This is a genomic window from Pseudohongiella sp., assembly GCF_040877505.1.
In the GTDB taxonomy this organism is placed as follows: Bacteria; Pseudomonadota; Gammaproteobacteria; order Pseudomonadales; family Pseudohongiellaceae; genus Pseudohongiella.
The window spans coordinates 1-15128 of the sequence record NZ_JBBDNQ010000026.1 but is presented as its reverse complement, the minus strand read 5'-3'; the positions used below and the strand labels follow the sequence as shown (position 1 = coordinate 15128).

10 protein-coding genes are annotated in these 15128 nt (G+C 53.4%); all 10 read right to left on the bottom strand.

The annotated features are described in order from the left end of the window. Nucleotides 1–110: 110 nt before the first annotated feature. The 10 genes from fusA to nusG all read right to left on the bottom strand — a co-directional run bounded on the left by fusA (nt 111) and on the right by nusG (nt 15111). Nucleotides 111–2207, bottom strand: coding sequence for an elongation factor G (gene fusA, locus WD071_RS09660; protein WP_368048162.1), 2097 nt, complete (start codon nt 2205–2207; stop codon nt 111–113). Nucleotides 2208–2249: 42 nt separating this feature from the next. Next, on the bottom strand, nt 2250–2720 hold the full coding sequence (gene rpsG, locus WD071_RS09655; protein WP_368048161.1) for a 30S ribosomal protein S7: 471 nt from the start codon (nt 2718–2720) through the stop codon (nt 2250–2252). 96 nt (nt 2721–2816) lie between these two features. Continuing rightward, nucleotides 2817–3191, bottom strand: a complete 375-nt coding sequence (gene rpsL, locus WD071_RS09650) for a 30S ribosomal protein S12 (RefSeq protein ID WP_368048160.1) — start codon at nt 3189–3191, stop codon at nt 2817–2819. A 198-nt stretch (nt 3192–3389) separates the two neighbouring features. Continuing rightward, nucleotides 3390–7616 (bottom strand): DNA-directed RNA polymerase subunit beta', encoded by a 4227-nt coding sequence (gene rpoC / locus WD071_RS09645; RefSeq protein WP_368048159.1) that lies wholly within the window; start codon nt 7614–7616, stop codon nt 3390–3392. A gap of 76 nt (nt 7617–7692) precedes the next feature. After that, a complete protein-coding gene (gene rpoB / locus WD071_RS09640; protein ID WP_368048158.1) occupies nt 7693–11778 on the bottom strand; it encodes a DNA-directed RNA polymerase subunit beta in 4086 nt (1361 codons plus the stop codon). 257 nt (nt 11779–12035) lie between these two features. Beyond that, the gene (rplL, locus tag WD071_RS09635) at nt 12036–12413 is read right to left on the bottom strand and encodes a 50S ribosomal protein L7/L12 (protein WP_368048157.1); all 378 of its coding nucleotides are present in this window, start codon (nt 12411–12413) and stop codon (nt 12036–12038) included. A gap of 48 nt (nt 12414–12461) precedes the next feature. Further along, the gene (gene rplJ, locus WD071_RS09630; RefSeq protein ID WP_368048156.1) at nt 12462–12989 is read right to left on the bottom strand and encodes a 50S ribosomal protein L10; all 528 of its coding nucleotides are present in this window, start codon (nt 12987–12989) and stop codon (nt 12462–12464) included. Between the two features lie 293 nt (nt 12990–13282). Beyond that, complete coding sequence (gene rplA / locus WD071_RS09625; protein ID WP_368048155.1) at nt 13283–13978, bottom strand: 50S ribosomal protein L1; 696 nt, start codon at nt 13976–13978, stop codon at nt 13283–13285. Between the two features lie 3 nt (nt 13979–13981). After that, nucleotides 13982–14416 (bottom strand): 50S ribosomal protein L11, encoded by a 435-nt coding sequence (rplK, locus tag WD071_RS09620; RefSeq protein ID WP_368048154.1) that lies wholly within the window; start codon nt 14414–14416, stop codon nt 13982–13984. A gap of 161 nt (nt 14417–14577) precedes the next feature. Then, nucleotides 14578–15111 carry a transcription termination/antitermination protein NusG gene (gene nusG / locus WD071_RS09615; protein ID WP_368048163.1) on the bottom strand — a complete coding sequence of 178 codons (534 nt, stop codon included), beginning with the start codon at nt 15109–15111 and terminating at the stop codon, nt 14578–14580. Nucleotides 15112–15128: the final 17 nt, after the last annotated feature.

Here is a 15128-nt window from a genome sequence, read left to right as displayed (position 1 = left end):
CCAATCGTGCCAACGTTGACGTGTGTCTTTTTACGTTCGAATTTACCCTTCGCCACAATAACACCTCACAAAACAAGTCTTAATAATTAAAAAATCCAGCGCCCCGGCAATCAGCCTTTGTTCTTGTTGATGATGCCTTCAGCAATATTTGACGGCACTTCACCATACTTCAGGAATTCCATCGTATAGGTCGCACGACCCTGAGTCGCAGAGCGCAGATCGGTGGCATAACCAAACATTTCTGACAACGGCACTTCAGCATCGATAACCTTGCCGCTGGCCGTGTCATCCATACCCTGAACCATACCGCGACGACGGTTGAGGTCGCCCATGACATCACCCATGTTCTCTTCGGGCGTGACAACCTCGACTTTCATGATGGGTTCGAGCAGGGCCGCGTCAGCCATCAGGGCGCCTTTCTTGAGCGCCATGGAGCCGGCAATCTTGAACGCCATTTCACTGGAGTCAACATCGTGGAAGGAACCGTCAAATACGGTGACCTTCATCGCCAGCAGCGGATAACCGGCCAGACAGCCATTCTTCATCTGCTCCTGCACACCCTTGTCGACAGCGGGAATGTATTCACGCGGAATGGCGCCGCCCACGACTTCGTTGACAAACGTGTATTCTTCGTCAGCCGGCAGCGGCTCAAGACGCAACCAGACGTGACCAAACTGACCACGACCACCAGACTGTTTGACGTGTTTGCCTTCCACTTCCACTTTCTTGCGGATGGTTTCACGATAGGCAACCTGCGGCTTGCCGATGTTCGCCTCGACGCCGAACTCACGACGCATACGGTCGACCAGCACGTCCAGGTGAAGCTCGCCCATACCCGAGATGATGGTCTGACCTGATTCCTCGTCGCTCTCAACCCGGAATGAAGGGTCTTCCTGAGCCAGTTTGCCCAGTGCGATACCCATTTTTTCCTGGTCAGCCTTGGTTTTTGGCTCAACGGCAACAGAAATCACGGGATCCGGGAAGTCCATCTTCTCCAGCACAACAATGCGATTCGGATCGCACAGGGTTTCACCCGTGGTGACGTCTTTCAGGCCAATTGCAGCAGCGATATCGCCTGCCATCACCTGCTTGATTTCGTCGCGGTTGTTGGCGCGCATCTGCACCATACGACCCACGCGTTCTTTTTTGCTCTTGACCGAGTTGAAGACTGCGTCACCTGAATTCAGCGTACCGGAATAAACCCGGAAGAACGTCAATGTACCCACGAACGGGTCAGTCGCGATCTTGAACGCCAGCGCAGCAAACGGCGCCTCATCACTGGTTTCACAAGCAATCACGGTACCGTCTTCCAGCGTACCTTCAATATCTTTTACTTCAGTCGGGGACGGCAGATAGTCAACAACCGCATCCAGTACCGCCTGCACACCCTTGTTCTTGAATGCAGAGCCGCAGAACGTTGGCACAATTTCGTTCGCCAGCGTGCGCTGACGGATACCGGCCTTGATCTCTTCCTCTGTCAGCTCTTCGCCTTCCAGGTACTTGTTCATGACTTCTTCATTGGCTTCTGCCGCCGATTCAACCATAAACTCGCGCCATTTCTCGGCAGCTGCCTGCATGTCGGCAGGAATCTCTTCGTAGGTCATCGTGATGCCCTGATCTTCCTCGCTCCAGACGATACTTTTCATCTTCACGAGGTCAACCACGCCACGGAAAGTCTCTTCCGAGCCAATTGCAAGCTGCATTGGCACAGGCACTGCGCCCAGACGCTCTTTCACCTGTTTGACCACTTTCAGGAAATCGGCACCGGCACGGTCCATCTTGTTAACAAAGATAACGCGCGGTACTTCGTAACGGTTAGCCTGGCGCCATACTGTTTCGGTCTGAGGCTGCACACCGGATGAGCCACACAGCACAACCACAGCACCGTCCAGAACACGCAGGGAACGCTCCACTTCAATGGTGAAGTCCACGTGGCCGGGAGTGTCGATTACGTTGACACGGTGTTCTTCATACTGCTGATACATGCCCTTCCAGAACGTTGTTACCGCAGCAGAGGTAATGGTGATACCACGCTCCTGCTCCTGTTCCATCCAGTCCATGGTTGCAGCGCCGTCATGAACCTCACCGATTTTGTGGTTCATACCCGTGTAAAACAACACGCGCTCTGTCGTTGTTGTTTTACCAGCATCGACGTGAGCGACGATGCCGATGTTTCTGTACCGGCTTAGGGGGGTTCTTCTGGCCACAATCACACCTATATCATTAACTTAATGGATTTATTGAACTAATCAGAAACGGTAGTGCGAGAACGCCTTGTTGGCTTCCGCCATACGGTGCACATCTTCACGTTTCTTGACGGCACTGCCACGACCCTGGGCCGCATCAGAAATCTCGCCAGCCAGGCGCAATGCCATGGACTTTTCACCACGCTTGCGCGCGTGCTCTACCAGCCAACGCATGGCCAGTGCACTGCGGCGCTCAGCGCGCACTTCAACAGGCACCTGATAGGTCGCACCACCTACCCGACGCGACTTCACCTCAACCATCGGTGCAATTGCGTCCAGCGCCTTCTCAAAAGCTTCCAGGGCATCTGTGCCTGTATTTTTTGCCACTACATCCAGCGAACCATAAACAATTTTCTCGGCAACGGATTTTTTACCGTCTTCCATTACGTGGTTCATGAACTTCGCCAGGATTTTGCTGCCGTACTTTGCATCAGGCAGAATTTCACGTTTTGCCGCCACTCTTCTTCTGGGCATAAATCACCTCATCAATTCAGGTCGATCTGCGATTCACCCCGATGCGGTTGCACCGGCGCCACACAGCCTTACTGGTAAAAATAAACTTGCTTCAAATCAAGATTTTGGACGCTTGGCACCGTACTTGGAACGACCCTGACGACGTGCTGCCACGCCAGAGGTATCCAGGCTGCCGCGCACCGTGTGGTAACGCACACCGGGAAGGTCTTTTACCCGACCGCCACGAATCAGGACCACCGAGTGTTCCTGCAGGTTGTGACCTTCACCACCGATATAGGAAGTGACTTCGTAACCATTGGTCAAACGCACACGGCATACCTTACGCAGTGCAGAGTTTGGCTTTTTGGGTGTTGTTGTGTAGACGCGGGTGCACACGCCTCGCTTTTGCGGGCAACCTTGCAGGGCAGGTACGTCACTTTTGACGATCTTGCTCTGTCTTGGTTTACGAACCAACTGGTTGATAGTTGCCATTCATTACTCCTGGACTTGTTGTGTCAAACTTGGCATATAAATACAAATATTCTGGGGTGTAGACCCCTGCTGCGGGCTGTAAAGGCCGCAGTTCAGGAAAATCCCCAGAGTAAAGGATGCGAGAGTTTAAAGATCTCGCACCCTGTAGTCAACTTAAATAGCCAACTGGTTTAGCAAATCGAACCGGGGCGGCGATTGCTAGACCCCGGTTTTCAAAGCCTCGGTCAGCGCCGCTTCGACTTCGCTTGCTGTCACACCCGGGCTTTCTTCGAAAGCCTTGTTGGCAGCAGATGCCTGGCGGCGCGCTTCGTGATAAGCCAGACCGGTACCCGCAGGTATCAGTCGACCCACCACCACGTTTTCTTTCAGGCCGCGCAGGAAGTCGCGCTTCCCGGTAACGGCGGCTTCGGTCAGAACCCGTGTCGTTTCCTGGAACGATGCCGCAGAAATGAACGACTCGGTAGCCAGCGACGCTTTGGTGATACCCAGCAACTCGCGCTGGTATTGCGCCTCAATCTTGCCAGCCGCACGCAGCTTGTCGTTTTCTTCCAGCACCTGGGTGATCATGACCTGCTCACCACGTATCAGGCCAGAATCGCCCGGCTCCCTGATTTCCACTTTACGCAGCATCTGACGCACAATAACTTCAATATGCTTGTCGTTGATGCGCACGCCCTGAAGTCGATAAACTTCCTGAACTTCGTTGACGATATACTCAGCCAGCGCTGACACGCCTTTGAGGCGCAGAATATCGTGTGGCGAGGGCGGACCATCGGAGACCACTTCACCTTTTTCGATGAATTCGCCCTCGAATACTGTCATGGCACGCCATTTCGGAATCAGCGCTTCATAGTGCGAGCTGCCGTCCGGCATGGAGTCGCCTTCCTTCGGGGTAATCATCAGGCGACGCTTGCCTTTGGTTTCCTTACCGAAGCTGACGGTACCGGAGATTTCCGCCAGAATGGCCGGCTCTTTCGGCTTACGCGCTTCGAACAGGTCAGCAACTCGCGGCAAACCACCGGTGATGTCACGCGTCTTGGAACCTTCCTGAGGAATACGGGCAATAACGTCACCCACATTCAGTTCGGCGCCATCCTGCACCCCAATGATGGAGTTGGACGGCAGGAAGTACACTGCAGGCATTGAAGTGCCCGGAATGTTGATCTCCTTGCCCTTGGCATCCAGCAGGTTAACCGCAGGACGCAGCTCTTTTGCTGCCGTGGGTCGTTCGGCCGGATCAATGATCGAGAGACTGGACAAACCCGTCACCTCGTCGGTCTGACGACGCACGGTGAGGCCTTCTTCCATGCTGGAGAACGCCACTTTACCCGCCACTTCGGAAATAATCGGGTGGGTGTGCGGATCCCAGGTTGCTACAACCTGACCGGCCTCCACTTTGCGATCTTTGGCAAGTGTAACCACCGCACCGTAGGGCAGTTTGTATTTTTCGCGTTCACGGCCTGATTCATCGTTGACAATCAGCTCGCCTGAACGGGATACCACCACCAGACCACCAGCCACGTTCTGCACTGTCTTCATATTGTGCAGATGCACCATACCGGTAGTACGGACCTGAACGTTGTCAGCAGCCGTTGCCCGGGATGCTGCACCACCGATGTGGAAGGTACGCATCGTCAGCTGCGTGCCCGGTTCGCCGATTGACTGAGCGGCAATAACGCCGATAGCCTCACCCACGTTAGCGAGATGGCCACGAGCCAGGTCGCGACCATAGCACTGTCGGCAGATACCAAAGCGGGTGTCGCAGGTAATTGCCGAGCGGACATATACTTCGTCGATACCCATGGTTTCCAGTCGCTCAACCATCTTCTCGTCAAGCATGGTGCCAGCTTCGATCAAAACCTCACCGGTCTGTTGATCCACTGCGTCACGGATCAGCACACGACCCAGTACCCGCTCGCCCAGCGCGGCAATGATGTCGCCGCCTTCGATGATCGGGCTCATGACCAGGCCTTCCTGAGTACCGCAATCCTCCTCAGTGATCACCAGATCCTGCGAGATATCTACCAGACGACGGGTCAGATAACCCGAGTTCGCTGTCTTCAACGCGGTGTCGGCCAGACCCTTACGGGCACCGTGCGTTGAGGTAAAGTACTGCACAACGCTCAGACCTTCACGGAAGTTGGCAGTAATCGGCGTTTCAATAATGGAGCCATCCGGTCGCGCCATCAGGCCACGCATACCAGCGAGCTGACGAATCTGCGCGGGGGAACCACGAGCACCTGAGTCGGCATAAATATAAACCGAGTTGAAGGATTCCTGGCGCTCTTCCTTGCCTTCCTTATTGATCACCGGCTCGGTAGACAGACCTTCCATCATCGCCTTGGCGACCAGGTCGTTGGCACGTGACCAGATATCGATAACCTTGTTGTACTTCTCGCCCTGGGTGACCAGACCGGAGGCATACTGATTTTCGATTTCCTCAACTTCGGACTCTGCCTGACCAATAATCTTGGCTTTGGCTTCAGGAATGACAAAGTCGTTCACACCGATAGAAGAGCCGGACACTGTGGAGTACCGGTAACCGGTATACATCAGCTGGTCGGCAAAAATAACGGTTTCTTTCAGGCCGACATTTCGATAACACGCGTTCAATATGGCAGAAATCTGCTTTTTTGCCATCTTCTGGTTGACCATGGAGAACGGCAGACCGTCCGGCACAATCGCGAACAACAGCACACGACCCACGGTGGTGTCGACCAAGCGTCGCACCTTGACATTCTCGCCCGCTTCATTGAGCTCAAAATCATCAATACGCACTTTGATTCGTGCTTGCAGGTCAGCGTGACCGGTATCATAGGCGCGCTTGACTTCGCTGACGTCAGCGAAAATCATGCCCTCACCTTTACCGTTTACACGCTCGCGAGTCATGTAATACAGACCCAACACCACGTCCTGAGACGGCACGATGATCGGGTCACCGCTGGCCGGTGCCAGAATGTTATTGGTTGACATCATCAGCGTACGCGCTTCCAGCTGGGCTTCCAGCGTCAACGGTACGTGCACAGCCATCTGGTCGCCGTCAAAGTCGGCGTTATAGGCAGCACACACCAGCGGGTGCAACTGAATCGCTTTACCTTCAATCAGCACTGGCTCAAACGCCTGGATACCAAGGCGGTGAAGTGTCGGCGCTCGGTTCAGCATGACCGGGTGCTCACGGATAACCTCAGCCAGAATATCCCACACCTCAGGTGTTTCGCGCTCAACCATCTTCTTCGCTGCCTTGATCGTGGTGGCCAGGCCACGACGCTCAAGTTTGCCGAAGATAAACGGCTTAAACAGTTCCAGCGCCATCTTCTTGGGCAGACCACACTGGTGCAATCGCAAGGTAGGACCTACTACGATCACCGAACGGCCGGAGTAATCAACACGCTTACCCAGCAGGTTCTGTCGGAAACGACCCTGCTTACCCTTGATCATGTCAGCCAGGGATTTCAGCGGGCGCTTGTTGGAGCCAGTGATGGCACGGCCGCGACGGCCGTTATCCAACAGTGCATCGACCGCTTCCTGCAGCATGCGCTTTTCGTTGCGCACAATAATGTCGGGCGCATTAAGGTCAAGCAGACGCTTCAGACGATTATTACGGTTGATAACGCGGCGATACAGATCGTTCAGATCGGATGTTGCAAACCGGCCGCCATCCAGCGGTACCAGCGGACGCAGATCCGGCGGCAGTACCGGCAGTACAGTCAATACCATCCATTCGGGCTTATTACCTGACTCGGCAAACGCCTCCAGCAGCTTCAGTCGCTTGGACAGCTTCTTCAACTTGGTCTCGGAGTTGGTCGCAGGAATCTCTTCGCGCAGACGGTTTACTTCTTCCGTCAGGTCGATGTCACGCATCAACTGCTGAATAGCCTCGGCACCCATTTTGGCGTCGAACTCATCGCTGAATTCTTCCATCGCCTCGTAGTATTGCTCGTCAGTCAGCAACTGACCTTTTTCCAGCGTGGTCATGCCCGGGTCTGTCACTACATATGATTCAAAGTACAGAATACGTTCGATATCACGCAGTGTCATATCCAGCAGCAAACCAATGCGCGACGGCAGTGATTTAAGGAACCAGATGTGAGCCACCGGACTGGCCAGCTCAATATGACCCATGCGCTCACGGCGCACTTTGGACAGGGCAACTTCAACGCCACACTTCTCACAGATGACGCCGCGATGCTTGAGGCGCTTGTACTTACCACACAGACATTCATAGTCTTTTACCGGACCAAAGATCTTGGCACAGAAAAGACCGTCACGTTCCGGCTTGAACGTACGGTAGTTAATGGTTTCCGGCTTCTTGACTTCGCCAAATGACCAGGCGCGAATCATCTCCGGAGAGGCCAGGCCGATGCGGATCGAGTCAAATTCATCGGATTGTGATTGTGACTTCAGTAATCCCAGCAAGTCTTTCATTCTACTTTCCTCCGCCTGCTGTCTTGCAGCAGGCATCACAAAATCAGCGATTCTTTATGGTGCTTGTTTTCGATCCTTACTTACCGGAGACTTCCAGCTCCATGTCGATGCCCAGCGAGCGGATCTCTTTAAGCAGCACATTGAACGACTCTGGCATACCCGGTTCCATGCGATGGTCACCGTCAACGATGTTTTTATACATCTTCGTACGACCCGCGACGTCATCGGATTTCACCGTCAACATTTCCTGCAATGTATATGCAGCTCCGTATGCTTCCAGCGCCCACACTTCCATCTCACCAAAGCGCTGACCACCAAACTGTGCTTTACCACCCAGTGGTTGCTGCGTAACGAGGCTGTAGGATCCGGTTGAACGCGCATGCATCTTGTCATCAACCAGGTGGTTCAGTTTGAGCATGTACATAATGCCCACAGTCACCTTGCGATCAAATGCATTACCGGTGCGGCCGTCATACAGAGTCACCTGGCCGCTTTCATCAATGCCAGCCAGCTTCAGCATTTTCTTGATCTCGCCTTCATTGGCGCCATCGAACACAGGTGTCGCCATCGGCACACCTGACTTCAGGTTGTTCGCCAGCTCCATCACCTCATCGTCGCTGAACTCATCAAGCGCTTCTCTCTTGTCACCAACCGTGTTGTAGATTTCGTCCAGTAGCTTGCGCACTTCTTCCACCTTGCGCCGCTCTTCCAACATCTTATTGATGCGATCGCCCAGACCTTTGGCTGCGGCGCCCAGGTGTATCTCTAGAACCTGTCCAACGTTCATACGGGACGGTACACCCAACGGGTTCAGAACGATATCAATTGGATTACCACTGTCATCAAATGGCATATCTTCTTTCGGCATGATCGCCGAGATAACACCCTTGTTGCCGTGACGACCGGCAAGCTTGTCACCCGGCTGAATGCGACGCTTGATGGCCAGGTAAACCTTGACGATTTTGAGCACGCCCGGTGCCAGGTCATCACCTTGCACCAACTTGCGCTTCTTGTCTTCAAAGCGCTCATCCAGATCGGCACGACGTTGCAGCAATTGAGCCTCTGCCAATTCAAGTTGCTTGTTCAACTCCTCGTCGGCAAGACGCAATTTGAACCAATCATCTGCAGACAGCTTGTCGAGATACTCTTCTGTCAGTTCTGCACCTTTCTTCAGACCCGGACCACCGGCAACCTTTTTGCCCAGCAGTGCCTGCTTCAGTCGATAGAAAGTGGCGCCCTGAACTATGCGGTACTCATCGTTGATATCCTTACGGACCTTATCCAGTTGCGATTTTTCAATCTCTTTGGCACGTTGGTCTTTTTCCAGACCATCGCGCGTAAACACCTGCACATCGATAACGGTACCCTTCACACTTGAAGGCACACGCAGCGAGGTATCCTTAACGTCCGATGCCTTTTCACCAAAGATGGCGCGCAGCAGCTTCTCTTCCGGGGTTAACTGGGTTTCACCTTTAGGTGTCACCTTGCCGACCAGAATATCACCGGCACCCACTTCGGCGCCGATGTACACGATGCCGGACTCGTCCAGCTTACCCAGCGCACCTTCGCCTACATTGGGAATATCGGAGCTGATTTCTTCCGACCCCAGTTTGGTATCACGTGCCACACAGGTCAGTTCCTGAATATGGATCGTGGTCAGGCGATCTTCGCTGACAACACGCTCGGAGAGTAGAATCGAGTCCTCGAAGTTGTAGCCGTTCCATGGCATGAAGGCGATGCGCATGTTCTGACCCAGGGCCAGTTCACCAATGTCGACTGACGGGCCATCGGCCAGAATGTCACCACGGGCAATACGATCACCTTCTTTCACCAGAGGCTTTTGTGTAATACAGGTGTTCTGGTTGGAACGGGTATATTTGGTCAGATTGTAGATATCCACACCAGCCTCGCCGGCCTGCGTCTCCTCATCATTAACACGCACGATGATACGTGAGGCGTCGACGCTTTCGATCACGCCGCCGTGGTCAGCGACCACACAGACACCGGAGTCATGTGCCACATTGCGTTCCAGACCGGTACCGATCAGAGGCGCTTCGCCCCGGAGCGTCGGCACAGCCTGTCGCTGCATGTTTGAGCCCATCAAGGCACGGTTGGCGTCATCGTGCTCAAGGAACGGAATCAACGCTGCAGCCACGGACACCATCTGTTGCGGTGACACGTCCATGTAGTTGATCTGCTCTTTCGGCATCAATGTGGTTTCACCGTTGTAACGCACGATCACCAGGTTATCGACAAACTGCATTTTCTTGTCGAGATTGGCACTGGCCTGTGCGATGACGTACTGGCCCTCATCAATCGCGGACAGGTAATCGATTTCCTTGGTGACCTTGCCGTCGATAACACGACGGTACGGGCTTTCCAGGAAGCCGTAGCTGTTGGTGCGGGCGTAGGTTGCCATGGAATTGATCAAACCAATGTTCGGACCTTCCGGCGTCTCGATCGGGCACACACGACCGTAGTGTGTCGGGTGTACGTCACGGACTTCAAAACCGGCGCGCTCACGCGTCAGACCGCCCGGCCCGAGCGCCGAAACACGACGCTTGTGAGTCACTTCCGACAACGGGTTGTTCTGGTCCATGAACTGGGACAGCTGGCTTGAACCAAAGAATTCCTTGATCGCTGCGGCAACCGGCTTGGCGTTAATCATGTCCTGCGGCATCAGGCCTTCGGAATCGGCCATGCTCAGGCGTTCCTTGACTGCGCGCTCTACACGTACCAAGCCCACACGGAACTGGTTTTCTGCCATTTCACCCACAGAGCGGATGCGGCGGTTACCCAGATGGTCGATATCATCCACGGTACCAAAGCCATTACGGATGCCGACCAGGGTTTTCAACACATCAACGATATCGTCTACGCTCAGTACAGCCTCGCCAGCGGTCTCTTCACGACCCAGGCGGCGGTTGAACTTCATGCGGCCTACTGCTGACAGGTCGTAACGCTCCTGAGAGAAGAACAGGTTAGCGAACAGGTTCTCGGCGGAGTCCTTGGTAGGCGGCTCACCAGGGCGCATCATGCGATAGATTTCGACCAGCGCGTCAAGACGCGAGCTGGTGCTGTCGATGCGCAGTGTTTCCGACACGAAAGGCCCACAGTCGAGCTCGTTCGTATAAATGGTTTCAAACGTTTTGATGCCAACAGCCAGCATCGCTGCCAGCACTTCGGCGCTGACCAGCGAGTTGCACTCGTACAGCACTTCGCCGGTATCAGGGTTCACAACGTCTTTTGCCAGTGACTGACCCGCGAGAAACTCAGCGCTGACTTTCAATTCGGTCAACTTGGATTTTTCCATCTGCCGAATGTGTCGCGCAGTGATGCGACGACCGCTTTCGACGATAACTTCGCCTTTTTTGTCAACGACATCAAAGTTCAACACTTCGCCTCGCAAACGCGAAGGCACCAGCTCAAGCATCAACTCGTCTGTGCTTTTACCCAGACGATAATTGTTGTTCTCGTAGAACATGGCCAGGATTTGTTCTGCCGTGTAATCGAGCGCACGCAGCAGCACAGTTGCCGGCAATTTACGACGACGGTCGATACGCACAAAAACCAGGTCTTTGGGATCAAACTCGAAGTCCAGCCAGGAACCACGGTAGGGAATAATACGCGCAGAATACAACAACTTGCCGGAGCTGTGGGTTTTGCCACGGTCATGGTCAAAGAACACGCCCGGAGAGCGATGCAGTTGGGATACCACAACACGTTCGGTACCATTGATGACGAAGGTACCACTGCCTGTCATGAGCGGGATTTCGCCCATGTAGACTTCTTGCTCTTTGATGTCCTTGATCGCCTGGGTTGTGGATTCCTTATCGTAAAGGATCAACCGCACGCGTACACGAAGAGAGGCAGAATAAGTCGTACCACGCAATTGACATTCTTTTACGTCAAATACCGGTTTCCCCAGTTCATAGCTGACATACTCGAGAATCGCTTTGCCCGAGTAGCTGACTATGGGAAACACCGATTTGAATGCCGCGTGCAAGCCCTGTTCCTGGCGATCCGCCGGGGATACTTCTGCTTGGGCAAACTGCCTGTAAGAGTCAATCTGTGTTGACAACAGATATGGAATATCCATGGCAACTGGCAATTTACCAAAGTCTTTACGGATACGTTTCTTCTCTGTATACGAATAGGCCATTAGTGTTTTCCTAGCAAGTATGTTCTCTATGCCAGCTGACGACGAACCTGCGCAGCGCTCGTGAGCTGACTTTCTGTGTCCGTGCGCGGTCATTTGTCGCCGCACAGATACACCCCACTATCTAAATCTTTAATCATTCCCTTTTCTGATTGACAGCCGAAAAGAGGAAAATGCTGTTGGCCAAACACCAAAACATTAAACACCGACAGAGAGTCTCGCTCCCTGCCGGTACTTAATTCATACTGCTATAAAGCGGATTACTTCAGCTCAACAGTAGCGCCGGCTTCTTCCAGCTGCTTCTTGGCTTCTTCCGCATCAGCTTTGCTCGCTGCTTCCTTAACAGTTGACGGTGCACCGTCAACCAGGTCTTTAGCTTCTTTCAGACCCAGACCCGTGATTGTACGAACAACCTTGATCACGTTAACTTTCTTGTCGCCTGCAGCAGTCAGAACGATGTCGAATTCGGTTTGTTCTTCAGCTGCTTCAGCAGGACCTGCAGCAGCAGGACCAGCAACAGCAACAGCCGCTGCAGCAGAAACACCGAACTTCTCTTCCATAGCGGAAACCAGTTCAACCACATCCATCACTGACATTTCAGCAATTGCATTCAGAATATCGTCTTTAGATAGAGCCATGACTCACATCTCCTAATAATAAATTTAAATAACTGTATCGTTTCGGTTTTATGCTGCTTGCTTCTGGTCACGAACCGCGGCAACCGCGCGCGTAACCTTGGTGGGCACTTCGTTGAAAGTACGTGCAAGTTTGGTAACAGGCGCCAGCATGACACTCATCAACATAGAAACTGCCTGATCGTAAGTCGGCAGACTTGCCAATGCATCGAGCTGGTCGGCACCCAGTAACTTGCCACCAATTGACAGCGCTTTAATCTCAAACTTGTCATTGCCCTTGGCAAAATCCTTCAGCACGCGTGCAGCGGCGCCCGGATCTTCCATGGAAAACGCAAGAATGGTCGGACCTGACAGCACCGGATTAAGGCACTCGTAATCGGTGCTCGCTACCGCACGCTTCAACAGAGTGTTGCGCACAACGCGCAGGAACACACCATTTTCACGAGCGCTTTTGCGCAACGATGTCAGATCAGCTACAGACACACCACGATAATCGGCGAGTACTGCAGACAAAGCACTGGTAGCAGCTTCATTGACTTCCGAGACGATTTGCTTTTTGTCTTCAAGCCTAATAGCCACTAGCTTTACTCCTGATAGGGGCCGCCCGAGAGCTGCCCTTGTTGTTTTGCCCTGGCTTGCATCTGACCCGAGGATCCGAATCATTCATCAAGCCAGGATTAACTGGTGAAATGTCCGGACAAGTCCGAACGGGTTACACCATCTGCGTAGGGAATTAAGTCGCCGTCCCTGCAAATATCACAGGATACGAAGACACCTACGGTCTTTGACAGCCCTGCCTGCTACGGGAGCAGGCAAAACCCCAAAGTCCTGAACACCGGATCGGTAAAGATCCGGTGTCACAATTCAATAAATCAGGCTTTCAGTGCGGCGTGATCGATCAGCACGCCCGGGCCCATTGTCGAAGACAGGACCACTTTCTGAATGTAGATACCTTTTGATGAAGCAGGCTTGGCCTTCTTCAGGTCGGCAATCAGCGCTTCCAGGTTGCCTTCAATGGCATCAGCATTAAAGCCGATTTTGCCAATGGCGCCGTGAATAATACCTTTTTTGTCAGTTCGGTAACGAACCTGGCCAGCCTTGGCATTTTTGACCGCTGTCGCCACATCAGCAGTGACCGTACCCACCTTGGGGTTCGGCATCAGACCGCGCGGGCCCAGAACCTGGCCGAGCTTACCAACCACGCGCATGGCGTCCGGCGTGGCGATAACCACGTCAAAATCCATGTTGCCGGCAGCAATGCTTTCCGCCAGATCATCAAAACCAACGATATCAGCACCTGCTTCTTTGGCCTTGGTTGCATTGTCGCCCTGAGCGAACACCGCTACGCGCACATCTTTACCGGTACCGTTTGGCAGCAATGTAGAGCCACGCACGACCTGATCAGATTTGCGGGGATCAACGCCCAGATTAATGGAAACGTCTATGGATTCTTTGAATTTCGGAGACGCAAATTCATTGAGCAATGCGACAGCATCGGCAATAGCGTAACTATGGGCGCCGTCGATTTTTGCAGCAATAGCCTGCTGTTTTTTAGTCAGTTTAGCCATGATTTACTCCACTCCTTCCACATCGATACCAGAACTTCTGGCTGTGCCCGCCAGTGTGCGAACCGCTGCATCCATGTCGGCTGCTGTCAGGTCCGGCATCTTCTGAGTGGCGATTTCTTCGAGCTGCGCACGCGTAATTTTCGCGACTTTTTCAGTGTTCGGACGCGAACTGCCCTTGGCGATGCCAAGCGCTTTACGCAGCAGAACTGACGCAGGCGGCGTTTTGGTAATAAATGTGAAGCTGCGGTCGGCATAAACCGTGATCACAACCGGGATTGGCAGGCCGGGCTCGACACCTTGTGTCTGAGCGTTAAACGCCTTACAGAATTCCATGATGTTAACACCATGCTGACCGAGCGCCGGACCTACGGGTGGGCTTGGGTTGGCTTTACCTGCAGCCACCTGAAGCTTGATATAAGCACTGACTTTCTTTGCCATGTTTACTCTCCTGATGGGTGGTAACGCTGCCCCGGATCCTTAGACCCTTTGCAGCTCCCCGGTAAAGCTGTTTACCCTGGCAGGCAAACAGACAGTTTTTGCTGGCAGACTGCCAGCTTTCATTACAGCATTGCGTCGCTGATAGCCGGGCGTACCCGATGTCAGCTTTTTTCTACCTGACTGAACTCAAGCTCTACAGGCGTCGAGCGCCCGAAAATCAATACTGCCACACGCAGACGATTCTTCTCGTAATTGACCTCTTCCACTGTACCGGTGAAGTCATTAAACGGACCGTCCGTGACACGAACCATTTCACCCGGTTCGTAAATAACTTTGTGCCGCGGCTTGTCAACGCCCTCTTCAAGCCGCTGAAGAATACGATTAGCCTCTTTCGCCGTGATCGGAGCCGGCCTGTCGGCCTTGCCGCCAATAAAACCAAGTACACGGGGGGTATCCTTCACCATGTGCCAGGTATCATCATTGAGCTCCATTTCGACCAGCACATAGCCCGGGAAAAATTTGCGCTCACTCTTGCGTTTCTGTCCGGCGCGCATCTCCAGCACTTCTTCAGTCGGAACCAGCACCTCGCCAAACATGTGTTCCATACCAGACCGGGCGATGCGGTCTTTAAGCGCCAGCATTACTCTTTTTTCGTAACCCGAGTAAGCGTGAACCACATACCAATGCATTGCCATCTGAAATCCTCTGACTA

What these genes read in the sequence shown, in the direction of transcription:
- rpsG (WP_368048161.1), bottom strand. Translation starts at nt 2,720, where the DNA reads ATGCCCAGAAGAAGAGTGGCGGCAAAACGTGAAATTCTGCCTGATGCA.
- rpsL (WP_368048160.1), bottom strand. Translation starts at nt 3,191, where the DNA reads ATGGCAACTATCAACCAGTTGGTTCGTAAACCAAGACAGAGCAAGATC.
- rpoC (WP_368048159.1), bottom strand. Translation starts at nt 7,616, where the DNA reads ATGAAAGACTTGCTGGGATTACTGAAGTCACAATCACAATCCGATGAA.
- rpoB (WP_368048158.1), bottom strand. Translation starts at nt 11,778, where the DNA reads ATGGCCTATTCGTATACAGAGAAGAAACGTATCCGTAAAGACTTTGGT.
- rplL (WP_368048157.1), bottom strand. Translation starts at nt 12,413, where the DNA reads ATGGCTCTATCTAAAGACGATATTCTGAATGCAATTGCTGAAATGTCA.
- rplA (WP_368048155.1), bottom strand. Translation starts at nt 13,978, where the DNA reads ATGGCTAAACTGACTAAAAAACAGCAGGCTATTGCTGCAAAAATCGAC.
- rplK (WP_368048154.1), bottom strand. Translation starts at nt 14,416, where the DNA reads ATGGCAAAGAAAGTCAGTGCTTATATCAAGCTTCAGGTGGCTGCAGGT.
- nusG (WP_368048163.1), bottom strand. Translation starts at nt 15,111, where the DNA reads ATGGCAATGCATTGGTATGTGGTTCACGCTTACTCGGGTTACGAAAAA.